Origin of the sequence: Fibrobacter sp. UWH5 (assembly GCF_900142505.1) — a bacterium.
GTDB lineage: Bacteria > Fibrobacterota > Fibrobacteria > Fibrobacterales > Fibrobacteraceae > Fibrobacter.
The window spans coordinates 40,566-64,858 of record NZ_FRBB01000011.1 but is presented as its reverse complement, the minus strand read 5'-3'; the positions used below and the strand labels follow the sequence as shown (position 1 = coordinate 64,858).

Below are 24,293 nucleotides of genomic sequence, written 5' to 3'. Positions count from 1 at the left end.
CTATCGTTTTACAATGTTTCCTAGCTTATTGCCGTCCGAATCCTTCCAGTCATCCCAGCCATTACTTGGACGACCAAGGACTATTCCACTAGCACCACTTGGACTTTCTATAGGTACATCGCTTTGCAGAACAATCTGACCTTTGTCTGTCTTGCAGTGTTCTTTGATAAACTTTTCACGAGCGGTCTTAGGCTTGTAGCTCGCCACGACACCATTTGCAATTATACAGCCCTTGACAAGAACAAACTGTTTTGCGTTTTCATCGTAATAGCCAATTCCTTCCGCAGGGCGATCGGTTGCACGCACATAGAATAAATGTTTGGATTGAGGCTTTGCAACAGGAACGTCAAAAATACCGCAGCCATAGAAACGAGTGAGCAATTGTATATCACGGAAGAATACCTCCATGTCATTGACTCGGAAGGGAGCAATATTTGGCTTACGGGGATTTGCTCCATTTAAGAGAGTAAAAGAATCAGCACTTTGAGCTGACTCAATTCCAAGATGTTCTAAGTATTTTACATCATCACCATATATCTTGTGATTGTCAGAGATAAACACTAGAGCTGTCTTCCAAAAGTCTTTCTTCTGGACATGGTCATTTTTACGGTTTGCAAAATCCGTTGTCTGACCGATGTATGCTTCGGGCTTCAAAGCGTTGGCATCACCAAGTAAAATGTAAAATGCCGGTTGACCAGCAATATCAGCTATACTATTAGCGATGTTAATCTCTTCACGGGGGATGACGTACAAGTGGCAAGTCGAATTTGCACCCATATAGATGTTTCTAGCACCAAAAAGAGTTCCATCTATCAATTCGGTGTGGATAGTGAAGGCGTTTTTTGCACTCATGACTTTAGTTCCACTCTCGTAAATTTATCAATAACGATATAAATATACTCTCTTTTTTGAATTGGTCATTAAGGATTGCGGGCTAGCATTGCGTTTTTAGAGAAAAAACAGCCAAAGAACAAAAACAAATACAATTTGTATTATTTTTTTACTTTTCCTCAAACAAAAATTTGAAATTTTTAGATAAAATTTATACATTTTGTATAGTTTTAATCAGATTTTCAATATTCTTATGACTCCGTTTATTCAAATCAAGTCTATTACTCTCGTTAACTTCAAGAACGTAGTTTCTGGTTCCGTTGATTTCAAGAACAACATTCTTGGGGTCTATGGCCAGAATGGTTCCGGTAAGACCGCCCTTGTTGATGCACTGGAGATATTCCAGGCGGTCGCTAGAGGCGAAGTTCTTCCTCCTTTTGTCGAGAATCTGATCATGTGTGGCAAGCCCTATGCGGAATGCGCCCTGACTTTTGAGTTGAACAACGGAGAAGGAGTCGTTGAAAGCCTGGTGGAATATGTTTTCCGAATCCAACATAGTTCATTGGGCGGTGTAGAAGTTTGCTATGAACAGATTTCAGAGAAGCAATCCGGAAAACGAAGCAAATCCACAGTTGTATGCATAGACAAATCACAACAAGAAAAATGGATTACACCCACCGCAGATTGGGAGTTCGCCTCCTCTACAAAGGAATCGTCCGTAAAATTAGAGGTGCTTAAGGAAATGACCTCCAGGGAACATCGTTCTCTGTTATTTTCTGCCGACCTGGCAAATTTTGTAAAGTCCATGGCCAACAGTCCTGTAAAGAAGCTGGAAATTGCCGATAAGATCAGGGCATTCGCACAAGCCAATCTTTTTGTCATCAAGAACAACGGTAACGGTCCCTACAGCCTCGATTTCTCGTTCCCATTTAATTTCAGGCACGAAGAAGGCAAGAACTTAACTTACGGCAATATCGGTATTTCACTAATCAATCCGACGGTTTTCCCCAAGCAACTGTTTCAGTTGATTGAAAACTCTCTCAACGAAATGAACGTGGTCCTCCAGGAGATTGTGCCTGGTCTCAACGTGATTGTCAAAAACGAGGGACCCCAGCAAACGCAAGATGGATCCGAGGGGGTGCGGTTCGAGCTCCTTTCAAAAAAGGGAGATGCAGATGCCATCCCTCTTCGTTACGAATCAGAAGGCGTAAAAAAGATTATTTCCATCTTGAGCATTTTGATTTCCGTGTACAACAACCCCGCCATGTGCCTTGCTGTTGACGAAATGGACGCAGGAATTTACGAGTACCTTTTAGGAGAAATCCTGAACATCGTTGACGAAAAGGCAAAGGGTCGTTTGCTGTTCACATCCCACAACCTTCGCCCTCTTGAAATGATCAAGAAGGATTCATTGATTTTTACGACGACCAACGCTTCCAATCGTTATATTCGCCTATCAGGAATTCAGACAAACAATAATCCGCGCAATGTTTATCTGCGTAGCATTAGCTTGGGTGGCCAGAAGGAAGAAATCTACCAGGAAACGAGTCATTTCAAGATTGATAGAGCATTTAGAAAAGCAGGGAAGATGAACGATGGCAAAAACTAAGAAGGTCATTTTGTTCATTGTCGAGGGCATAACCGACCAGACCGCCCTTGGTAACGTATTGACCAACTTGCTCAACAGCGAGACCGTGCGTTTTGCCATGACCGATGGCGATATTACAACTAATAACAGCGTGACCCCAAGCAATGTTGTAAATAGGGTAAACGCAATTGTGAAAGTAGCCCTGCAGAAGAATGCGTTCAAGTCTTCCGACTTGTACAGCGTCGTCCATCTGATTGACACTGACGGAGCCTTCGTTCCAAATACCGCTGTAGTGGAAAAAAGCGAAGCAGCACACGTTGAGTACACAGAAAACTCAATCCAGACTGCCAACGTCGAGTCCATATTGAAAAGGAACGCCCAAAAGAAAAGTTTTGTGAGCATTCTTCGAGGGAAAAGCGAAATCAGCAAGAAACCTTACAAGATGTTCTATTTTTCAAGAAACATGGAACACTCGCTACACAACGAGAGTCGCGAACTTTCTTCGGCAGAAAAGATGACCCTTGCAGAACAGTTTGACGATTTCTATGCGGACAGGCCTAAAGATTTTGTCGAACACCTGCGCTCCGGCGGATTCGCAGCGCCAGGGAATTACGAAGACTCTTGGAAATTTATCAACGAGGGCACACATTCTCTGGAACGTTGGTCGAATTTTCACGTATTCTTTGACAAGTAATAAAATAGTCTGATGGCCTTCATCGACAAGGCACGGAGAGCGAAGCGAGTATAGCTCGACCGCTAGCCTCATTTTACAAACAAAAATTGTAAAATAAACAAGAATTGTATCTACATAATTCTTACGATAAAATTACCAACTCGTCAAAAACGAAAAATTTGTCGGAAAATGTCTTAAAAGCAATTTGTTCAGCAAGCTTGGGGCGTTTAGGCTAGGCGCTTTTTCAATTTCATCGAAACATCACAGACTTTGGCACGGCTTTTGCATCTGCAGGGGTATGAACTGTGTGGAATCAGAAAACTCATTTATCAAATCCCTTTCGGCATTGTCGAAGGAGGAGTTCGAGCACCGTTGTAGGCGCTTGCATAACGTTCTGGACGAGAACGATCTTTCGTCCAGTTCCAGCGGCAGCCACAAGGGTACCGACCCCATTCCCTTGGTGATTTCGTCTGAGGAATGGAGCATCCTGGAAGCAGGCGTTGCTCAGAGAGCCAGGCTTTTTAACGCCTTGGCCCATGACATTTACGGCGATCAGACTTTGTGGAAAAAGGGCAAGTTGCCAGCCGCATTGTTGTTCTCCAATCCGGACTTTATGCAAGTGGCCTGGAAGGTAAAACCCGCCGGCGGCATCTTCGTGAATCTATCCTCAACAGATGTGGCCCGCCTCGAAGACGGCTCCTTCGTCGCCATCGCAGACCATTTGCAAGTGCCCGAAGGTTTAGGCCGCGCCCTGGAAAACCGCATTGGCGTCAGCCGCGCATTCCCGGAATTATTCCGCAGCATGCGTACGGAACGTCTGGCAGGTTTCTTCAAGAAGTTGCTGGATGGTTTAGACGCCATGCACGAGGATATTAACGCCCAAGATCCTCGAGGCGACAGTGGAAAGGTTGTGCTTCTGGCCTCGGGGCCGGACAACCCCCGTCGTGCCGAAGATGCCATGCTGGCCCGCTACTTGGGAATCCCCCTGGTCGAAAACGACGACTTGGCCGTACGAAATTTGCAAGTCTACATGAAGACCTTGATGGGGCTGAAAAAAATCGGTACCATTTTCCGTCGTGTCGAAGATGGCATGTGCGATCCGCTGGAACTTCGCATTGATAGTGGCGAAGGGGCAGTGGGCCTGATCAGCACCGTACGCGCAGGGAACGTGGCCATCGGAAACTTCCTTGGAACAGGTGTTTTAGAAACGCCTATGTTCAAGCCCTTCCTCCCGGAGATTTGCAAGGAACTTCTCGGAGAAGAATTGCTCCTGAAGGATGTGGAAACCGTCTGGCTTGGAAACGCTAACGATATAGATCGTGTTCTTGCAGAACCCGAAAAGTGGATTTTCAAGAAAGCCTTTAGGGACGCTGGAAATTTCAAGGAGCCGGAGCCCAAGGCATACGCTTCCATGACCACAACGGCGCAGCTTGCGCTGTTGCAGGCTATCGAAAATTCGCCGGAACAATGGGTCGCCGAAAAGTCCGTAGACTTGGCAACAGTTCTAGCACACCGTCCAGGCGATGTCAGCAGTTCCGCAAGCATTGAACCGGCCGTTTCGCTGATGAGGTTCTTTGCCGTAAACACAGCAAAGGAAACTTCCGTAATGCCCGGCGGACTGGGGATCTTCCAGTTCATCGACAAGAACTTGGCAAACAGCGCCGCAGCAAGCATTTCAAAGGCCCACATCCTTGAACGCGATGTTGGAGAAAAGGACATCTGGGTGCTTTCCGAAAGACCTGTTGCCCACTTCTCTCTCCTGGCCCCGGCCGACCAGGCCATTACACCTTCTCGAGCAGGCGGTGATTTGCCCAGCCGCGCTGCTGAGAATTTGTATCGCCTCGGCCGGGACCTGTCCGCTTCCAACATGATGGCTCGTATTGCAAGAGGAATTGCAGTGCGACTGTCTGATGAATCCTGGACAGAAATGCCGGAACTTCCCTGGATTCTGAAAGCAGGCCTTTCCGATGAATCCCTGGCGAGAATGGCACAGGATCCGGAAAACGCATTGCGCTACTTCATCCTGAGAAAGGATAACCATAACGGGATGCAATGTGTACTGACAGAAATTCGCGATCTGGCTGTTCAGTTGCGAGACAGAATTTCTGAAGATCTATGGCTTTACCTGAACGGATTCGGTGTTGCAGAAATGCCGGCGGGGGCAGGTGCAGCATCACTGTTGCCTTACCTAAAGGCAGTCTTATCAGACAGTGCTGCCGTGGCCGGGCTCGCAGCGGACTCCATGACGCGCGGCCACGAATGGCGATTCCTAGAAATCGGTCGACAGATAGAATGCGCCATTCGCACCTTACAGCTGATTAAAAGTCTGCTGTCTACGGCCCCCGCCGAAGAAATTGCAAACCTGCGCCTGTTGCAGGCCGTACTTGAAATTGGTGACGGTCTCATGACTTACCACCGTCGCTACGGCGGCCGTTTGCAAGTGGTGCCGGTATTGGATTTGCTGTTGTCTGACGAATCAAATCCGCGAAGCGTCGCCTATCAGATTGCACGCCTGCGTGAAGAAACGGAACACCTGCCAGGAAACCTCCAGGGAGAAGCCGCCTTCTCGCCTCTGGATCTTGAATTGATGCGAGTCCTTACGGATCTTCGTCTGGCGAACATCGAATCGTTAGCAGGAACTATCGGATATCAAAGGGAGAACTTAACAAGACTAGTTGACGAACAAATAAAGAATGTAGAACATATCGCAGAAATCATAAGCAGGCTCTACTTGAACCACGCTCCTCGCGCAGGAGTTATTCACGCCACAACCACAGAAGTGTCGGAGGTTTAAAATGCCTGTATATCAGATCGATCACGAAACAGTTTACGATTACCATCTGCCCGTTCTCTACAGCAATCACCTGGCCCATATGCTCCCCCGCATGGTCAGCCGGCAGAATTGGATTAGCCACAATATCGAAGTGGAACCCAATCCTACGGCACGCCAGGAAAGGTTGGACATTTTCGGAAACCGCGTTCTCGCCTTTAGCGTTGAAGAAGAACACACTCATTTCAGATTCAACACCACAGGCGTTGTAGAAGTCCGTGAAGAGGAACCGCCCAAAGCCGGAGAAACCATGCCCTGGGAAGAAGTGGCAAAAATTCTGGAACGTCCAAACAACGATGAAATTCTGGACGCGGCCATGTACGCCTACACTTCGCCCTTCGCCAACTTCGACGAATCTGTCAAGAACTACGCGCTGGAAAGTTTTGAACCGGGCCGCCCAATTTTTGACGCCGCCAAGGAACTGATGACCCGCATCTACACGGATTGCAAGTACACTCCCGGTGCCACAAGAATCGGCGCACAACCCCAAGAAATTCTTCGCGGGCGCAAAGGCGTCTGTCAGGATTTCGCCCACTTGATGATTGGTTGCCTAAGGTCACTGCATTTGCCGTGCCGCTATGTAAGCGGTTACCTGCGAACCCACCCGCCCGAGGGTCAGCCAAAACTTGTAGGCGCCGACGCCACACATGCCTGGGCAAGCACCTACATTCCCGGCCACGGTTGGGTGGAACTGGACCCCACCAACAATGTGCTGGGCGGCGAGGAACACATCATCCTCGCCTGGGGAAGAGACTTCGGTGACGTAAGCCCCCTAAAGGGCGTCATTACGGGCGGCGGCGATCACACCTTGAAAGTAGCCGTAAACGTAGACGAGAAATAAACCTCGTACCTGGAACCAGAAGCCTCGTACCTAAAAAACACACAAGGAAAACAGAACATGAAATTTGGAAACTACAATACCGAGGGCTTTTACGATGAGCTCTGCCTTCCCGATGGAACTCCCCGTCCGGCGGCAGAACCGTTGATCAGCCGCATCAACGAACTCCCCGAAGGAGAACTGCAGCGTCGTCAGAAAGTTGCAGAATCAGCCTTCTACGACAACGGCATCACTTTCGCCGTGTATGGCAACAAGGATGGTAAGGACAAGATCATCCCCTTCGATGTCATCCCCCGTATCGTCAGTGCCGCCGACTGGAAACATCTGGAAGCAGGTCTTAAGCAGCGTACCGAAGCGTTGAACTGCTTTTTGACAGACATCTACAACGACCGCAAGATTTTGCGCGACAAGGTTGTCCCCGAAAGTCTCATCAACACATGCACCGCTTACCGCCCCCAGATGGAAGGCTTCGTGCCGCCCAAGGGAATCTGGGCCCACATTACCGGTACCGACCTGGTTCGCGATACCGACGGCACCTTCTATGTTCTGGAAGATAACATGCGCTGCCCCAGCGGCGTGTCCTACGTGTTGCAGAACCGCCAGATTCTGAAGCGCACCTTCCCCCAGGTTTTCACTCACTGTTCCATCCGACCGGTAGACGAATACTGCACGCGTCTCCGCCATGCCCTGGAATACCTGGCCGAAGGCGTTGAAACCCCGAAGGTTGTGGTGCTGACCCCCGGCATCTACAATTCCGCCTACTACGAACATTCCTTCCTGGCACAGCAAATGGGTGTGGACTTGGTGACCGGCGATGACTTGGTAGTGCAAGACAAAAAGGTGTATGCACGAACCACTCGCGGCCTAAAACAAGTTCATGTAATTTATCGTCGTGTTGATGATGAATTCCTGGACCCGCAAGTTTTCCGCCCCGATTCCTGCCTGGGTGTTCCCGGTTTGATGGAAGCCTACAAGGCGGGTAACGTGGCACTGGCCAATGCGCCGGGTTGCGGTGTTGCCGATGACAAGGCTATATATACTTATGTACCGCAGATTATCAAGTACTACCTGGAAGAAGAAGCCATTATCCCCAACGTACCTACTTTCGTCTGCGAAAACCCCAAGCATATGCAGCACGTCATCGACCATATCGAAAACATGGTGGTGAAGGCCGCCAGCGAATCCGGTGGTTACGGCATGCTTGTAGGCCCTAAGTCCACTAAGGAAGAGTGCGAAGCTTTCAAGGAAAAGATCAAGGCCAATCCCCGTAACTATATCGCACAGCCCATGATTTCACTCAGTCGCGTCCCCTGCATTGTGGACGGCGGTTTTGAAGGTCGCCATGTGGATTTGCGCCCCTACATCGTGCAAGGCAAGGACACCTACATTCTCCCCGGTGGCCTTACCCGCGTGGCACTCCGCAAAGGTTCCATCGTGGTGAACAGCTCACAAGGTGGCGGCTGCAAGGACACCTGGGTCATCGCCGAAAACGAAAAGGCCCCAGAGTTGGGACAAGCCAGACAATGGATGGAACAACAACAACAGCAGTGAGCGCGCCTTACTGCGTAAGGCTTTCAGCTATGAGGTCGGGGCTTACGCCCCTAGAGCTAGACAAAGGCGGCGTAGCCGCGATTCTCTAACCCCAAAGCACCAGAATGGTGCGACCCAAAAGCGAAACAAAGCTGAGCGACCTCAAACCTCAAACCTTTTAGGAAAATTTATGCTTAGTAGAGTTGCAAATTCCATTTATTGGCTTGCCCGCTATATTGAACGTGCCGAAAATGTGGCCCGAAGTATCGATGTCAATCTCCAGCTTCAGCTGGACTTGCCCGGCGAAGAACGCCCCTGGGAACCTGTAATCCAGACCGCAGGAAACGCTGACGATTTTTTCAAGAAGTACGCCCACGTTTCCATTGAAAACGCCCTGACGTTCCTTACCTTCGACAAGGAAAATCCCAGCAGCATTATTTCCTGCGTGGCTGCCGCCCGCGAAAATGCCCGCTGCGTCCGCGAAAGAATTTCTTCGGAACTATGGATTGCCATCAATCAGTTCTACCTGAAACTGAACGATCCTGAAATGTCCCAGCAGGCATTGGCTTCCCCCCATGCCTTTTACAGCAGCGTGAAGGAATTCAGCCAGCTGACGGTAGGTATCATTCAGGGCACCATGAGCCACGATGTCGCCTGGAATTTCGCCCGCCTGGGAACCATGTTGGAACGAGCCGACCAGACTTCCCGAATTCTGGATGTAAAATACTACATCCTCCTTCCGGATGTGAGCATGGTGGGCATGGCCATGGATACGGTGCAGTGGAATGCCGTTCTAAAAAGCGTCGGTGCATACGAAATGTTCCACCGTCGTAATTCCAACGTAACGCCATACAACGTAACGGAATTCCTGCTTTTGACAGAAGACTTCCCACGTTCCCTGCGCTATTGTCTGGAACAGGCTGAAATCTGTCTGAAGAACATCGCCTTCCCCGTAAAGAGCAACGCAGAATCCATTCGCCTTTTAGGAAAGCTCCGCTCCGATGTGGCCTTCACCACCATCGAGGAAATTATCCGGAAGGGTCTTCACGAAGAAATCGAACGGACTCAAATCAGACTTAGCGAATTAGGCACTCAGATCTGGAAGGATTTTTTCTGCTGATCCACACAGCAAAATGGGCGAAGGCCCGCGGCAGGGATTTGGTAACGCAAGTCCCTGCCGTTTTTTATTTTTTGAACATCACCACGAAACTTTTGCCTTTGACGATTTCCTTTACGGTCACCTTTTCAAAGTTAGCATTGTTCCCCAGCGAAATCAAATCTTCAGGTTCAAATTTCTTGAACCCTTTTTTTGTGTAGGAAAGTTTGTCCAGCCATTCCTTGGTGTAAACCACATTGTAAAAAATGCCCCCCGGTTTCAGCACGTGGCGAATTTCAGAAAGGCCCTTTGCCGTATCATTCCAAAAATAGATGGTATTGATAGATGTAACCGCCGCAAATATTCCTTCGTCAAAAGGCAAGTCGCAGCAATCACCGATTTGCAAGTGAAGTTTTCCATCATCGGCAGCCACCTTGTTTCGCTCCATGGCGGCATTCACCATGTCTTCGGAAATATCAATGCCGTACAAGTCGCACTTGAACTTTCCATAGAGTCGCTGCAGCAAGCAACCGTTACCGAAACCGATGTCCAGAATTTTGTCGTCGGATTTCACATCCACAAGAGCCACCGTATTCTTGTACATGGCCCTGTTAATGACATTCATGATGACGCAACAAATCGCCCCCACGACACCGCGGGGATTCCCAAACTGACTACCGATATATTCAGAAAACTTGGACATAGGTCCAAACTTAATTTAAAGCGCCGTGTCCAGAACCATCATCAGGGAGAATCCTAAGGCAAAAAGCAAGGTCACACCGTCAAAGTGAACGCCTTCGTTAGCCTCGGGTAAAAGTTCTTCCACCACCACATAGATCATGGCGCCAGCAGCCAAGCTCAGCAAATAGGGCATCGCCGGCAAAACAAAACCAGCCAGAAGAATGGTAATCACCGCAGCACCTGCTTCCGCCACCGCAGAAATAAAGCCAAGTCCAAATGACTTCAGGCGAGTCTCGCCCTCCGCACGCAAAGGCAGCGAAATGATCGCGCCTTCCGGAAAGTTCTGCAAGGCCATACCCACAGAAACCGCCACCGCCGACGCCAAGGAAATTCCTCCCGCAGCACCCGCACTTGCCACATCGCCAGCACCAACTGCCCCGCTGATACCAGCAAGCCAACCCGCAAACACCACACCAATAGCCATTCCTTCGGGAATGTTATGGATCGTCACCGCCAACGCAAGCATTGTCGTGCGTTTCATTTTCACCCGCGGGCCTTCCGGCGAATCGCTACCCAAATGCAAATGGGGAGTAATCTTGTCAATCAAGAAAAGCAGAAGAATGCCCGCCCAAAATCCAGCCACCGGCGGAACAAAAGCAAGTTTGCCGTAATCACCCGACGACTCAATGGAAGGTAGCAACAAGCTCCACACAGAAGCCGCCACCATCACGCCCGCAGCAAATGCCATCATGCCACGCTGCACCTTGGGGCGCAAATTTCCCTTCATAAAGAACACGCAGGCCGCACCAAGAACCGTCCCCAAGAAGGGAACCCCGATTCCATAAATCACAGGCAGGTAATGAGAAATGTCCATAGAGAGTCCTACAAGATATAAGTTCCAAAACGGACCTCAAATTTGAAGCCCACAAAATTTGCGTAGTTCATCCAGATTTCAGCACCCCATCAGTTCCTTTTCTTTGACAACAAAAGGAGAAACAAGGGCCACACCCAAATAACCACTTTTCGAGGCGCGGTCATTGTCCATGCGTCTTTGTTGAATTTCCTTGGTCTTTTCAGCCGAACAAAACATCCAACACAGACGAAATATCCCCAATTTTTTCATAATATCTAAATTAGCAAAATACAATTCCATAGTACCAACTAAAGCAAATTCCAGAAGTCACAGCCAGCATCAGGACACCCCTTTAACAGCTTTTCTTTTTTCTATCTTTGCCTACATAAGGTGTTTGGAATTCTATATAGCTGCAGTTACCGCTGCTCTACTTTTTGCGTCCTGCAACGATTCCACCAGCGTCAATTCTGCCGCCGATTCTGAACAAAAAGAATTCACCAGAATCGACACGGTCTATGTCCGCGATACAGTAAGCATCCGCGACACCATTTCTTCAAGCGACACGGTCACAGTCAACGACACAGTCACTGTCAACGACACCATCATTGACTGCACTTCCAAAGACAACGGAGACGGTTCAGTCACCCTTACCTGCGGTGATTCTTCTCAGGTTCTTTATCCTGCTATTTGCAACGGCAGATCCTATGACGCCAACACTCAGATCTGCGACGAGGGAGAAATCAAGGACGTGTGCGCAGGCATCGTCTACGACAAGGAAGTTCAGCTTTGCGAAAACGGCAAACTTTACGACTATTTCACCGATCCCCGCGATAGGCAAGTTTATAAGATGGTCACCATCGGAGAACAAACCTGGATGGCCCAGAATCTGAATTTTAGAGTTGACTCCAGTTGGTGCGGCGGCGGAATCCACAAGTTCCCTATGACGTCCAGATGAAATCAGACTCTCTTTGGGAAAACAAAATTCACCCGGACACAAAACTGCCTGCAGCACAACCAAGTTTAAACCTGACCGGATTTAACGTACTGTCTGCAGGAATTCGCTTCAAAACATTATCAAACTCCAATAGTTCAAAAAACAACGGTCTGTTTAGAAACGACCCACACAACGCAATCTTCATTACTACGATGGATTTTGGCACAACACATTTCAACTACCAAGACTTTTATGGTTACCACGTTGATGAGTTTGCTTACTACGTCCCAATCATGAATAGGGGTCATTTAAAGACGTCTGGAGAATCCGTCCGCTGTCTCAAGGACGAATCCAACTAGTTTGACTTTAATCCTCCGACAACACCCTCCTATTTTTTTATAATACAAATAAAGAATGGAGGTATTTACGGACAAAAGATTCGCATTCGTACTAGCGTCAGCCTTGACCGCAGTCCAGGCATTTGGTGCAACCTATTATGTAGCCGTTGACGGTAATGACAAAAGCAAGGGAACGAAGGAAAAGCCTTTCGCCACACTGAAACAGGCTAACTCCGTGGTAACTCCCGGCGATACCGTATGGATTCGCGGCGGCGTCTACGAAATGCGAGACACATCCTATTGCGAACGCGCCAGAATGTCTGCAGGAGTTTTGTTAACCACCAGCGGTGAAAGCGACGACAAGCGCATTCACTATTTCGCTTACCCTGGAGAACGTCCTATTTTCGACGGCACCAACCTTCCCATTGGCCAGGCTCTTGACAAAACCACGTCATCTACGGATCTGGAATACACTGCAGGCATTTTGATTTACGCCAGCTACTTGCACCTGAAGGGAATCGAAGTTCGCAACGTTCCCATGAAGCATAATTCCAATTCGGGCGTTTACGTTACCCGATGCAAACATGTGATTTTGGAACAGATGGAAAGCCATCACAATGCGGGTCCGGGATTCTTCGTGAACGAAGGCGGAAGAGGGCTCAACGGCGGTGGCCATCTATTCTTGAATTGTGATGCCCATGACAATTACGACCCAACAGGTCGTCAGGGCGATGGTGAAAATGCCGACGGCTTTGGCGTACATTATCAGTATGACGGCGACACCACAAAATTTTTCGGTTGCCGTTCCTGGTGGAACAGCGACGACGCCTACGACTTTATCAATCAGGAATTTCCTGTTGTTGTAGAAAACAGCTACGCCATGGGAAGCGGTTACAGTGACTATGGTACAAAGATGCCGAAAAACGGAAACGGTTCCGGATTCAAGATGGGCGAAAGCACATTTGGCGGCGGACACCATATCATTCGAAACAGCGTTGCCTGGAAAAACGAAACCTTCGGTTTTTACGCAAACTACACAGGCGCAGGAACTCAGTGGGTCAACAACACGTCATTCAAAAATGAACAACGTGCTTTCAACATGGCATCTACCACATTCGATGCAGAAGGTCACCGTCTCGCCGATGTTGCCGTATTGACGGGCGATAACGCTCATGTACTGAAAAACAACATTGCTTTCCCAAATTTGAATTCCCAAGTTGGTGTATGCTGGGTAAAAATCGATGACAGCGACAAGGGACATGACGAAGATTGTGCCGCAGGCGAAAATAATACCTGGAACTTAAAACTGGATTTAGACGAATCTGATTTCGAAAGTCTTGACGACCCCAGCATGACTGTAACAGGCGAAGACCTTTCCAAGATTCCTGGAATTTTAGGACCTAGAAATGCTGACGGAAGCATTCCCTACGTGGGCTTCTTGAGGTTGAAAAAAGGCAGCCGCGCTATTGACAAGGGCGAAGATGTGGGATTGGAATTTACAGGTAAAGCTCCAGATTTGGGTGCTTATGAATACGGTCTCAGTTCCACTAGCAGCATAAAGCCCATTGCAAAGAGCATCGCCAAGTCTCCGCGTATATGGGGGAACGTCACGGTCTTCGACCTGCAAGGCCGCTACCAGGGTAAATTTCAAGCAGAGCAACTGCACGGAAGATCCATCGCAGAAACTCTAAAGAGAAATTCACAATACCTAATCGCGAAATAAAATCGAGTAGCGTCAAAAAGGCGGTGGAAACAGGCAAAAACAAGCCTTTTTCACCGCCTTTTCATTACGTTACACTAAATCAAGCGGATAAAAACAGGTTTTTCAAAGGTCCAAAGCCTCCTAAAACACATTTTCCGTTCCCATCAAGGGCTAAAAACACAAACAAAATAACAAAAAGGCAGTGGAAATTAGAAAAAATCTCCGTTTACACCGCCTTTTTTCCCACACAGCCCAATCATCACTCTACAAACCGGCACCAGATATAAAAAGCAAGCGCAAAGAACAGCGCTATTGGGTGCCTGTACCGCATTCAACACGATGACCGTGGCTACAGACCAAGGCACCAACGCAATCACTGTAACAGCCGTATCATAAAGGTTCAGCGCCTGATTTTTGGCACCTAGATTTTCTGTCATCTGGTTTGTCAAAATGATGGTGAGGGTCTGATTGCAGACTACGCAGGACACCAGAGACGCACAAGCCAAAGTAGCCACAAAGGGATTGGTATTTTGGGACATTTTTTCGATTCTTGATTTGACAGGTTGAAGCAACGACGTACCTTTAAATATGCCGCCACAACAACCTGCGATTACAACAATCAAGAAAACATTTACTATGGAGAGAAGACCTCCCCCATTTACCATCTTGGCAATTTCGGGAACAGTTGTTTTATAACCCAAAATGATTGATTTAAGCAAATCAATAAAAGTCTGATTTTCAATTACAAGCGCTAAAACAAAAGCCGAAGCAGAACTCCACAGCAGCACAAGACTAGTACGTACACGGGCTACAGAAAGCACGACAATCACCGCAGCCGGCATAAGGCTCCACAATGACAGCGAAAAATCCTTGGCAAAAAGTTCAGCAACATTCGGGACCCCGGAAGCCCCTACAACACCCGAAGCACCCGCAACACCGGCTGTAACATCAACATTCATCCCAGCCGCAAAATAAACCACACAGCTCATCAAGAACGGCAACCAAGTGGTCCTTACCATATCACGGATGTTCTGGTAAATATCCGTCTTCGTAATTCCCGCAGTCAAAAGCGCCATGGATGAAATGGGAGAAATTCTATTACCGAAATAGATGCCTGCCAAAACAGCGCCGCCGACCCACGCCGAATCCGAAACGCCATCCATCCCCATGGAACGTCCGATAGTCGCACAAATCACGCCCATGGTGGCCGCAGTTCCGAGAGCCGTCCCCGTCAAGAGGGACATGGCGGAATTCAACACGAAAGTCAGCAGCACAAAAATTTCAGGACGAATCAATTCCACCGCAAAACTGACCACCGTAGGGATCGTTCCCGCAGCACGCCACATAGAAGTCAAGAGTCCCAGCAGAACAAACAACAGCAGAATGCCGCGGGCCGTCTTCACGCCATTCCAGCACATTTTCAAAGTTTCGCGAAGGCCGCAACAACGCACACCGTAGCCCGCAAAAAGTACCAGCCCAAAGGCCAGCGCGTACAGCAAAGGAGCGCCCGTCAAAAGGGACGCAAACAACGCTACGCAGAAAACAGCAAGAATAATTAATTCAACCAAATCAACAGCCCTCAAAAAGGACTATCAATTTAGAAAATCGCTAGCCCTTGAATTTTTTCAGAACCAAGGCGCCGTTGTGTCCGCCAAAGCCAAGCGAAGCAGAAACCGCACAATCGATATTCCCAGCAAAACCCTTACCATCCACCAGGTTGATATCGCAGGCCTCATCCTGGTTATCGCAATTGATATTCGCAGGATAGAAGGAATCATGAATGGCCATGGTCGAAACCACCGCTTCCAAAGCGCCAGCGGCACCAATGCAATGGCCCGTCATCCCCTTGGTGCTGGAAATTTTCATTTTCATTTTAGCATGATTACCAAAAACATTCAGCAGCATTTGAGATTCCGTCGAGTCATTCATCACGGTAGAAGTTCCGTGAGCATTGTAGTAATCGACATCCTCGGCGAGAACACCCGCATCACGCAAGGCATGGCGTACAGCCCTGGCGCACATATCACCATTGGGCCTTGGTGAAGTAATATGATAGGCATCGGCGCTTGCACCATAGCCGGCCAACTCCGCATAAATTTTTGCCCCGCGGGCCTTGGCATGTTCAAGTTCTTCTAGAACCAAAACTGCACCACCTTCCCCCATTACAAATCCAGAGCGAGCCTTATCAAAGGGGCGGGAAGCCTTTTGCGGACAATCGTTAAAATGGGTCGTCAGGGCCCGCATACTGGCAAAGCCCTTAATAGCATAATCCGTAACGCAGCTTTCTGCACCACCGGCAAGACAGACATCCAGATCGCCATAGCGGATGGCCTTGAGAGCGGTTCCCACCGCGTCCGTCCCCGAAGCACAGGCAGACGAAACCACCCAGGCGCAACCTGTAATCCCCAGCTCCATAGAAACGTTGGCGACACATTCATTGGGAATAAGTCTCGCCACATCAAACGGAGAAATTTTTCTTTTTCCGGATTCCACATACAGATTGAAGGACTGGTCAATTACATCCATGCCGCCAATCGCACTTCCCGCAATGACACCCGTCTTTTCATCTTCAAGAATTTCACGGCTAAGATTCGCATCCCTCACAGCCTCATGGGAAGCCGCCAGAAGGAACTGAGTAAAGCGTCCCATGCGAGAAGCCTTCTTCGGAGAAATTCCATGGTCAGCAGGATTAAAATTTTTCACCTCGGCCGCAATCTGCACCGGGTTAGAAGTCGGATCAAAAAGAGTTATCCTTTCAATACCACATTTACAATTCTTAATGGCATTCCACAATTCGCCTACATTGTGACCGAGAGGTGAAACAGCACCCATACCTGTAATAACAACTCTTCTTTTTTCCATTTAAAGAAAGATACTACAGATTTACCATTTTCAACACCTTGTTGATTTTAACTTTTTTTCTTTAAGTCAACACTTGGGTATTGCTTTGTTGGTTTTCCGGCAATGAAACTAATTATATAACTGGACATCGTGGGAAGAGATATTTTCGCACCTTCTTCAAGCCAGTGAATAATCATGTAAATAATTCCCGACACCTTGAACACAATGCGATAATAAACGTAATCATTCAAGGCAGCCCCTTTTTCCTTATACCAGTGACAGTTCTGCTTCCAGATAGTTTCAATCATCAGCTTTACAAAAGTTCCGCCATAATCCGTCTTCATCAAGGTTAAGAAAAATCCGTCATTGTCGCGATAGTATTGAAGCATGCGCGTCATGGCGAGGCCAGGATTGTTCTTTTCTAAAAAGGCCTTCATAAAATCACAGGAGGCGTCAACCGTGTCAAGCACCATTTCTTCAAGCAGAGAATCTTTATCCTGATAGTGATTATAAAAAGTCGTGCGGTTAACTTTTGCCCTCTCACAAATAGAGCAGACGTTGATCAAGGAAGCATCACCTTCCTTAAGCAAGTCGACAACCGCTCCTTTCAGGACTTTCTTCGTCTTTAGAACCCGTGAATTTTCTTTCATTTTTTGCATCTGTATAATTATAATCTCTTCGTCCGTTCTTTGTCAACAAAACTTCAAAATACCACGCCGAGAGTTTTCTAAATTCATTAAACAAAAACGTTGGCTTAAGGTAAAACATGTCAATTCTTAACGATTTTACAGATGATGTTTTGCAGGGTATGCAAGAGGCTCACACCTACCGAACCATGCGACTTTTAGAAAGTCCCGAAGCCAGTCACGTTCAAATTGCTGCAGGCGCGCAAAACGCGTCCGATACAGTAAAGAGCACTCTTCTTCTCGCCTCCAATTCCTATCTGGATTTATGCAACGAGCCTTCTCTTAAGAAGGCCGCAGCCGACGCCGTTTTGAAATGGGGCACAGGTAGCGGCGGCGCACGCCTTACCACAGGAAACAAGACTCCCCACGAAGAACTGGAAAGCGCCCTGGCCGACTTTAAGGGCGAAGAAGCTGCCATTACGTTTGGCACCGGCTACATGGCAAATGTCGGAGTAATCTCGGCACTATGCAGCAAACAGGTTTATGAACGTCAAGACGAAAACGGCATCCCGTCAAAAATAATCAGCGAATGTATCGTCTTTAGTGACGAACTGAATCACGCCAGCATCATCGATGGCATCCGACTTTCAAAAGCCAAATGTATTGTCTATAAGCACAATGACATGGCAGACCTACAACGAGTCATTAGCGAAGCCCGCGCAGCACAGCCCTACGAAAAAGTAGCAACCCGCCTCCTCATCGTAACCGACGCTGTTTTCAGCATGGATGGCGATTTAGCAAATCTTCCGAAATTGCAAAAAATCGCAAAAGAAAACAATTGCCTCCTGATGATCGACGAAGCCCATGCCACAGGTGTTATCGGCAAAACAGGCCGCGGCCTTGCAGAACATTTTAACGACATGGGCATTCCCTGCGAGCACGCCGATGTTACCGTAGGCACCTTGAGCAAAGCCATTGGATGCGAAGGCGGTTTCGTTGTGGGCAAGCAGAAACTCATAGACTTTTTACGCAACAAGGCTCGCAGTTTTATTTTCACCACTGCCATGTCCCCAGCCATGGCACAAGCCGCCGCAAACAATCTGAAGTTCATCGAAAACCATCCGGAACGCGTTTTGCAACTTCAAGAAAATGTGAAAATTTTCTGGGACGCTCTTCAGAAGGCCGGAGCGATTCCCGACAGCAACCAATCTGCAATCGCCCCGCAATCCGCCATCATCCCCATTATCATTGGTGACGAAGCCGCAGCCCTCCGCGCCTCCGCAGAACTTCTGGAAAAGGGAATCTTGATCCCCGCCATCCGCTACCCCACCGTAGCCAAGGGCCAGGCTCGTTTGCGCGCCAGCCTCATGGCCACTCACACGAAAGAAGAATTACAAGACGCAGCAACGGCAATCGCTGCAGTCCTAACCCGCCCCCACTAAAACTACCAACTTTCTACCGTCTACTTCTTACTAACTATGAATGGTTATTTCGTAACAGCAACAGGAACCGACGTCGGCAAAACTTTTGTAACCGCCCTTCTCGTAAAAAAATGGCGTGACTCAGGAATTGATGCAGGCTACTATAAGGCAGCCCTCAGCGGAGCTGAACTACGCGACGGCAAATGGATCGCCGGCGACGCCGACTACGTAAAACGAATCGCCAACCTCCCCGACACTCAGGAAGAATTGGTCAGCTACGTCTACAAGGAACCCGTTTCCCCGCATCTCGCCACCCGCATGGAAGGTAATCCCGTAGAACTCCCGCAAGTCCGTGCCGACTTTGACAAAGCCTCCCACCGACATGATTTCATTTTCGCCGAGGGAAGCGGTGGCATCATCTGTCCCATCCGTTACGATACCCCCAACGCAGACGCAACTAGCGGCAAATCCAGCGAGCCTCAAAAGCTGTTCCTGACCGACATCATGAAGGAACTGAATCTTCCTCTGCTGATTGTCACCACGGCAGCCCTAGGCAGTATCAATTCCTGCGTTCTGACAGTGGAATACGCAAGAGCCCGCGGTCTTCAAATCCGAGGCATCATCGTAAACCGTTACGGTATCAGCGGCAACATGCAAATGGAAGACGACAACATCTTCATGATGCAGGAACTGACTGGACTTCCCATTCTTGCAAAAATAAAAGAAGGCGATACCGACCTAGGCACCGCCCCCTTTTAATTAAAAGTCAGCTGTACTAGTCTAATATATTTCTATTTTCATCAAACCATTCCAGGAAGGAATGCTGCTCCCCGTTGGCTTTATAGCCCGGGAATGTTTCAATGCAAACCGCATGGATGCTGTTGAAGATACTCTTTTCGATATTGGGGTTGATCTTCTTCAGATTCTTCAGCAGCTCCTTGATTTCCTTGCGCTTGCTGTTGCTGGAACCATCGTCGTTCACCACCGTGTTTAAAGTAAGGCGGCAGGCACACTGGATAAATTCAAGTTCGTTATAGTTACGCCAGGCAATAATATCCTGCTCGTGAATACAGTACATGGGGCGAATGAGTTCCATGCCCTCAAAATTCTGACTACGAAGTTTCGGCATCATACCCTGCAATTGCGAGCCATAAAACATGCCCAAAACCGTAGTTTCGATAACATCCGAAAAATGATGGCCCAAGGCAATCTTGTTGCAGCCCGCATCCATAGCCATGCGATACAAATGACCACGGCGCATCTTGGCGCACAAATAGCAAGGCGACTTTTCGGTCTTGTAGGTCACATCAAAAATATTGGTATCAAAAATCTGGATGGGGATTTCCAGAAGAGCGGCATTCTTCACAATCTGGGCGCGGTTTTCGGCATTGTATCCGGGATCCATCACCAAAAACTGAATTTCAAAATTGCAATCGCTATGACGCTGCAGCATCTGCATCAGTTTCGCCAGCAGCATGGAATCCTTGCCGCCAGAAATGCAGACTGCAATGCGGTCCCCTTCCTCAATCAGCCTGTAGGTTTTAATGGCATTAATGAAGGGCGTCCACAGACGTTCACGATAAGTGGTCGAAATGCTCCGTTCCACTTTCTGCACATACGTAAGTTCACGCTTAGCCATTCCGCTGCCCCCCGCAAATATCCTGCATCACCAAGCCGGCAATGGTAAAACCGAAAATAGCCACGGCGTGGGCCATGGTCCCGTTATAGGCCACCTTGTGAAACTCTGCAGGAGCGCCATCATTTTCGGGAATGCCACCTAAATTTTTCAGCAGTTCCTCGCTGTACACGCACTTGATTTTTTTAGACGGGCGCAATTGTTTTTTCTTGAACTTGTCGCGAAGGGCGCGGGCCAACGGGCACCCCTTTACATCCCAGAATTCCGCCACATGGATTTTTGTAGGATCCATCTTGAGGGCAGCCCCCATGGAAGCGTAGACCTTGGCCTTTGTTTTAGAAGCCGCAAGCATCAAGTGCATCTTGTTTTCGAGACTGTCGATGGCATCGATAATGACATCATAATCTTCAAGATGAAAAGAGGCGGCCGTTTCTTCGCTATACAGTTCCGCACGAGTCTCAATTTGAGCATCCGGATTAATTTCAAGCAGACGCTGTTTTAAAACTTCAACCTTTACCTGGCCAACCGTCTTCGTGGTTGCCATAAGTTGGCGATTCACATTGGTAACGCTCACGTTATCGGAGTCCACCATGGTCAAGTAATGAATACCTGAACGCACCAAGCTTTCGGCGCACCAACTTCCCACGCCGCCAACACCAAAAATAATCACACGCTTTTGCGCAATGACATTCATGGTTTCATCGCCCACAAGGCGAATAGTGCGATTGAAAATATCGGTATTCAGAGGCATGACGTAAATTTAAAAAATACGTCCGTTATTCCTGAACTGCCTTCCCAGAAGTATATGCCTGCAGATACTCTTCCAATTCGCGAATATAGATTCGGCAAATGGTGCTGAGCATAAAGTTCTTCTTAGTAATGTAGCCGATTTCCATGGTACGGTCATCTTCGCCCTTGGCATCCTTAAAGGGAACAGCCACATAATCGGATCCGTTGATTTCTTCGCTGATAATGCCGGAGCAGAGAGTGTAACCATTCAGGCCCACCATCAAGTTCAGCATGGTGGCACGGTCATTGGCCTTGATGGTCTTATGATATTCATTTGTACTTAAAATTTCTTCAGCGAAATAATAGTTACCGCTTTCGCTCTGCTCAAAAGAAAGGCAGGGGTATTGGGAAAGATCATCCAGGTTCACCGACTTCTTATTTGCCAGCGGATGATTTTTCCACATGTAGGCAAAGGCATGGCAATCAATAAGCTTATGGAATTCCAGGTCGTGTTCCTTCAACAGATAGTTGATGTACTTGCGATTAAAATCGCTAAGGTACAAAATACCGATTTCGCTGCGCAGGCCGGTAACGTCATCGATGACATCCTTGGTCTTGGTTTCGCGAAGGGCAAATTCGTAATCATCAATGTTGAACTTTTTCACCATTTCCACGAAAGACTTCACGGCAAAGGAATAATGCTGGGTCGAAACAGCAAACTTTTTCTTCTTCTGTTCTTCCTTGCTGTAACGTTCCTGGATGGTTTCGTAATGGTGGTAAAGCTCGTTGGCGTGGGCAATGAATTCTTCACCCTCGGGAGTGAGGGTCACACCGCGACTGGAGCGATTAAAAATCATGATGCCAATTTCATCTTCCAGGTCGTGGATAGCCGCAGTCAAAGAAGGCTGGGAAATAAACAGGGCTTCAGCGGCCTTGTTGAAGGAGCCAACTTTTGCGATCCCAATGGCGTAGCGAAGTTGTTGAAGGGTCATGATTTCTCCAGATAACAAATTCAAACTACAATAAATATAGTTAAATAGATTCAATTTCCCTATAGTTTCAATAGGAATATTTTAAAAACACACTTATTTTCGACGTTTCAAACCAGCCAAGGCGAACAAAAGCGACACAAAAATTCCAATATGAGGCAAATATGCAGGCGTCACAAAATTCACAGCCGAAGAAAATATGGCAGGGATCAGCCCAAACAAACCGCCAAGGCAAACTCCAGTGTACCACAGAGGCTTACGGATTTCAAACTTCTTATGGGATATGACAGCCACCGCCAAGGGAGCCACAATTCCCGGCGTGTAGACAGAATAAGCCATGGTCAAAAGGCCGATAATATCCTTTCCACCTAAAGCCAAAACCATGGCAACCAAACCAATGACCACCACAAGAATTCTCACCACGGCGATGCGGCGGGTATTCAAAATGTCGCTTCCGAAAATAGCCGCAGAATTTATAAGGCAAGTATCTGCAGAAGACAACAACGCCGAAAGAAGCCCCACCGACAAAAGCGCAGCCAAGGGCAAAGGCAAAACGCCAGAAGCCAAACGGAACAAGGCATTGGTCTTTGAGCCCGCCACATCAGGAGCATACTGTGCCGCCCACATTCCCAGCAATACAATAATCACGCTAAAAATCAGAATGGCGAAACTTCCCGCCACCACAGCCTTTCGGGCCGCCCCCGCATCTTTCGCCACCAAGTTTCTTGAAATTACGTCGGGTCCCAAGAAGTAGGCCCCGCCCACAGTAAAAAGCATCATGGCAAGATCAGCAGCACCAAACTTTTCATTCAATAACGAAAAATCAAAATTTGAAATTCCAGAAGCGGTCGCATTTAAAGCCATCGCAGCAGAAACATCCGCAAATCCACCAAGCAAATAAATCGCGGAAGCAGCAAAACCCAGCGTCAAAATCCCAAACTGCAAGGCATCAGTACGCACAACAGAAAGTTGCCCGCCCAGCAAGGTGTACACAATAACGATGGCCGCCGTTACAACCACCGACAAAGCACCTGCATCATGACCTAACACCAGTCCAATAAATCCAGCTACCGCAGCAAACTGAGCCGCAATAATTCCAATCCAGGAAACAGCAATAATCAGGCCTACCAATTTTCGGCCAGTCCTATCTACTGTTTTTTCCGCAAGTTCCGGAAGGGTACGCACATCAAGATTGTGAATTGGCTTGCTTAAAAAAGCAGCCTGAAACCAGAAGCCGACGGCACCTACACCAAGCCACCAGAACGCCGCAAAGCCGATGGATTCCGCACGGGCAGCAATACCGATTGTGGCGCTAGCCCCAAGGACCGTGGCCATCAAGCTCGTAAACACAAAAGGGGCGGTCTGACGTCGACCCGCCACCACATAATCATCAAAATTCTTCACCTTGAATAAATCGCGAATGCAGATAAATCCAAGGACGAAGAAATATATTAGAAGAAGCTTCACAGCGAGATTCCCTTACAATTCCACGACGAAATATAGGTTATTCCCCAAGGCACATATCCACGAAGTACTGGTGAATACGAGTGTCCTCGTTCAGCTCCGGATGGAAAGAAATTCCAAGCTGATTCTTGTAGCGGGCAGCAACGATTTCGCCTTTTACTTCGGCAAGGATTTCCACACCATCCCCAACTTTTTCGATCAAGGGCGCACGAATGAAAGTCATGGGAACCGTAGCTTCATCCGTAATTCCACGGAAGGCTCGCTCCGCGAAGAAACTTCCCAGCTGACGGCCGTAGGCATTACGCCGAACAGTCACAGGCAAGGTACCGAAATACACATTGCCGTCATTGCTCAAACGTTCCGCCAAGAGAATGAGACCGGCGCAGGTTCCAAAAACAGGAAGCCCATCCTGAATCAATCTCAACAGCGGTTCGAACATATCCAAATCCCGCAACAGCTTGCCCTGCACGGTGCTTTCGCCACCGGGGAGAATCAGACCGTCGAAAGGACGATTCGAAGGTCGGTTTGATCCTGCGGGAGCTTCCAGGTCTGACTTCTGCCGGATTTCAAAGGTCTCTACGCCAAGCTTTGTGAGAATCTGTTCGTGTTCAATAAACGCACCTTGTACCGCCAGCACACCGATACGCAGGGGACGAGCCGCTGCCGGGTTCTGTACAGTTTTGGTATCGCTCA

General features: G+C 48.3%; 23 protein-coding genes. 11 read left to right on the top strand and 12 right to left on the bottom strand.

The features are described 5' to 3' along the window. The gene (locus tag BUB38_RS10085) at positions 1–852 is read right to left on the bottom strand and encodes a GIY-YIG nuclease family protein (protein WP_073160151.1); all 852 of its coding nucleotides are present in this window, start codon (positions 850–852) and stop codon (positions 1–3) included. A gap of 232 nt (positions 853–1,084) precedes the next feature. Between BUB38_RS10085 and BUB38_RS10080 the strand changes: the two genes are divergently transcribed. The 6 genes from BUB38_RS10080 to BUB38_RS10055 all read left to right on the top strand — a co-directional run bounded on the left by BUB38_RS10080 (position 1,085) and on the right by BUB38_RS10055 (position 9,410). Continuing rightward, positions 1,085–2,440 carry an AAA family ATPase gene (locus BUB38_RS10080; RefSeq protein ID WP_139258395.1) on the top strand — a complete coding sequence of 452 codons (1,356 nt, stop codon included), beginning with the start codon at positions 1,085–1,087 and terminating at the stop codon, positions 2,438–2,440. Next, complete coding sequence (locus BUB38_RS10075) at positions 2,427–3,113, top strand: hypothetical protein (RefSeq protein WP_073160148.1); 687 nt, start codon at positions 2,427–2,429, stop codon at positions 3,111–3,113. The genes BUB38_RS10080 and BUB38_RS10075 overlap by 14 nt, the downstream gene beginning before the upstream one ends. A 361-nt stretch (positions 3,114–3,474) precedes the next feature. Further along, complete coding sequence (locus BUB38_RS10070; protein WP_254794936.1) at positions 3,475–5,886, top strand: circularly permuted type 2 ATP-grasp protein; 2,412 nt, start codon at positions 3,475–3,477, stop codon at positions 5,884–5,886. Between the two features lies 1 nt (position 5,887). Then, entirely contained in the window at positions 5,888–6,763 is an 876-nt protein-coding gene (locus tag BUB38_RS10065; protein ID WP_073160144.1) for a transglutaminase family protein, read from the top strand. A gap of 57 nt (positions 6,764–6,820) precedes the next feature. Continuing rightward, positions 6,821–8,311 carry a circularly permuted type 2 ATP-grasp protein gene (locus BUB38_RS10060; RefSeq protein WP_073160142.1) on the top strand — a complete coding sequence of 497 codons (1,491 nt, stop codon included), beginning with the start codon at positions 6,821–6,823 and terminating at the stop codon, positions 8,309–8,311. 169 nt (positions 8,312–8,480) lie between these two features. Continuing rightward, positions 8,481–9,410 (top strand): alpha-E domain-containing protein, encoded by a 930-nt coding sequence (locus BUB38_RS10055; RefSeq protein WP_073160140.1) that lies wholly within the window; start codon positions 8,481–8,483, stop codon positions 9,408–9,410. A 64-nt stretch (positions 9,411–9,474) separates the two neighbouring features. Here the strand turns inward: BUB38_RS10055 and BUB38_RS10050 are convergent, their stop codons facing one another. From BUB38_RS10050 to BUB38_RS16070, 3 genes are all read right to left on the bottom strand, one after another. Beyond that, a complete protein-coding gene (locus BUB38_RS10050) occupies positions 9,475–10,089 on the bottom strand; it encodes a class I SAM-dependent methyltransferase (protein ID WP_073160139.1) in 615 nt (204 codons plus the stop codon). A 15-nt stretch (positions 10,090–10,104) separates the two neighbouring features. Further along, positions 10,105–10,941 (bottom strand): ZIP family metal transporter, encoded by an 837-nt coding sequence (locus BUB38_RS10045; RefSeq protein ID WP_073160137.1) that lies wholly within the window; start codon positions 10,939–10,941, stop codon positions 10,105–10,107. Between the two features lie 78 nt (positions 10,942–11,019). Further along, a complete protein-coding gene (locus BUB38_RS16070; protein ID WP_139258394.1) occupies positions 11,020–11,220 on the bottom strand; it encodes a hypothetical protein in 201 nt (66 codons plus the stop codon). A 94-nt stretch (positions 11,221–11,314) separates the two neighbouring features. On the opposite strand from BUB38_RS16070, the gene BUB38_RS16065 reads away from it, so the two are divergent. The 3 genes from BUB38_RS16065 (at position 11,315) to BUB38_RS10030 (ending at position 13,915) form a co-directional block, all read left to right on the top strand. Further along, the gene (locus BUB38_RS16065) at positions 11,315–11,875 is read left to right on the top strand and encodes an FISUMP domain-containing protein (RefSeq protein WP_073160135.1); all 561 of its coding nucleotides are present in this window, start codon (positions 11,315–11,317) and stop codon (positions 11,873–11,875) included. Next, positions 11,872–12,213: a fibrobacter succinogenes major paralogous domain-containing protein gene (locus tag BUB38_RS10035; RefSeq protein WP_073160133.1), complete on the top strand. Its 342-nt coding sequence runs from the start codon at positions 11,872–11,874 to the stop codon at positions 12,211–12,213. The genes BUB38_RS16065 and BUB38_RS10035 overlap by 4 nt, the downstream gene beginning before the upstream one ends. 103 nt (positions 12,214–12,316) lie before the next feature. Beyond that, positions 12,317–13,915 carry a right-handed parallel beta-helix repeat-containing protein gene (locus BUB38_RS10030; RefSeq protein ID WP_073160131.1) on the top strand — a complete coding sequence of 533 codons (1,599 nt, stop codon included), beginning with the start codon at positions 12,317–12,319 and terminating at the stop codon, positions 13,913–13,915. Between the two features lie 188 nt (positions 13,916–14,103). Here BUB38_RS10030 and BUB38_RS10025 read toward each other — a convergent pair whose 3' ends face one another. Genes BUB38_RS10025 through BUB38_RS10015 form a run of 3 tightly spaced genes read right to left on the bottom strand, consistent with a single transcriptional unit; the run spans position 14,104 to position 17,385 of the window. Next, a complete protein-coding gene (locus tag BUB38_RS10025; RefSeq protein WP_073160217.1) occupies positions 14,104–15,462 on the bottom strand; it encodes a Na+/H+ antiporter NhaC family protein in 1,359 nt (452 codons plus the stop codon). A 40-nt stretch (positions 15,463–15,502) separates the two neighbouring features. After that, the gene (gene fabF / locus BUB38_RS10020; protein ID WP_073160129.1) at positions 15,503–16,756 is read right to left on the bottom strand and encodes a beta-ketoacyl-ACP synthase II; all 1,254 of its coding nucleotides are present in this window, start codon (positions 16,754–16,756) and stop codon (positions 15,503–15,505) included. Positions 16,757–16,803: 47 nt separating this feature from the next. Beyond that, positions 16,804–17,385, bottom strand: a complete 582-nt coding sequence (locus BUB38_RS10015; RefSeq protein WP_073237032.1) for a TetR/AcrR family transcriptional regulator — start codon at positions 17,383–17,385, stop codon at positions 16,804–16,806. A 116-nt stretch (positions 17,386–17,501) separates the two neighbouring features. Here BUB38_RS10015 and BUB38_RS10010 point away from each other — a divergent pair, with 116 nt between their 5' ends. Together BUB38_RS10010 and bioD are read left to right on the top strand one after the other, a co-directional pair. Next, positions 17,502–18,803: an aminotransferase class I/II-fold pyridoxal phosphate-dependent enzyme gene (locus BUB38_RS10010; RefSeq protein WP_073160125.1), complete on the top strand. Its 1,302-nt coding sequence runs from the start codon at positions 17,502–17,504 to the stop codon at positions 18,801–18,803. Positions 18,804–18,839: 36 nt separating this feature from the next. Further along, the gene (bioD, locus tag BUB38_RS10005) at positions 18,840–19,541 is read left to right on the top strand and encodes a dethiobiotin synthase (protein WP_073160123.1); all 702 of its coding nucleotides are present in this window, start codon (positions 18,840–18,842) and stop codon (positions 19,539–19,541) included. Between the two features lie 16 nt (positions 19,542–19,557). Here the strand turns inward: bioD and BUB38_RS10000 are convergent, their stop codons facing one another. The 5 genes from BUB38_RS10000 to pdxT all read right to left on the bottom strand — a co-directional run bounded on the left by BUB38_RS10000 (position 19,558) and on the right by pdxT (position 24,249). Then, positions 19,558–20,421 carry a tRNA lysidine(34) synthetase gene (locus BUB38_RS10000; RefSeq protein ID WP_073160121.1) on the bottom strand — a complete coding sequence of 288 codons (864 nt, stop codon included), beginning with the start codon at positions 20,419–20,421 and terminating at the stop codon, positions 19,558–19,560. Further along, the gene (locus tag BUB38_RS09995; RefSeq protein ID WP_073160119.1) at positions 20,414–21,169 is read right to left on the bottom strand and encodes a tRNA threonylcarbamoyladenosine dehydratase; all 756 of its coding nucleotides are present in this window, start codon (positions 21,167–21,169) and stop codon (positions 20,414–20,416) included. Before BUB38_RS09995 ends, BUB38_RS10000 begins: the two co-directional genes overlap by 8 nt. Positions 21,170–21,194: 25 nt before the next feature. Next, the gene (locus BUB38_RS09990) at positions 21,195–22,139 is read right to left on the bottom strand and encodes a LysR family transcriptional regulator (RefSeq protein WP_073160117.1); all 945 of its coding nucleotides are present in this window, start codon (positions 22,137–22,139) and stop codon (positions 21,195–21,197) included. Positions 22,140–22,232: 93 nt separating this feature from the next. Further along, entirely contained in the window at positions 22,233–23,603 is a 1,371-nt protein-coding gene (locus BUB38_RS09985; RefSeq protein ID WP_073160115.1) for a sodium:solute symporter family protein, read from the bottom strand. Positions 23,604–23,640: 37 nt separating this feature from the next. Continuing rightward, complete coding sequence (gene pdxT, locus BUB38_RS09980) at positions 23,641–24,249, bottom strand: pyridoxal 5'-phosphate synthase glutaminase subunit PdxT (RefSeq protein WP_073160215.1); 609 nt, start codon at positions 24,247–24,249, stop codon at positions 23,641–23,643. Positions 24,250–24,293: the final 44 nt, after the last annotated feature.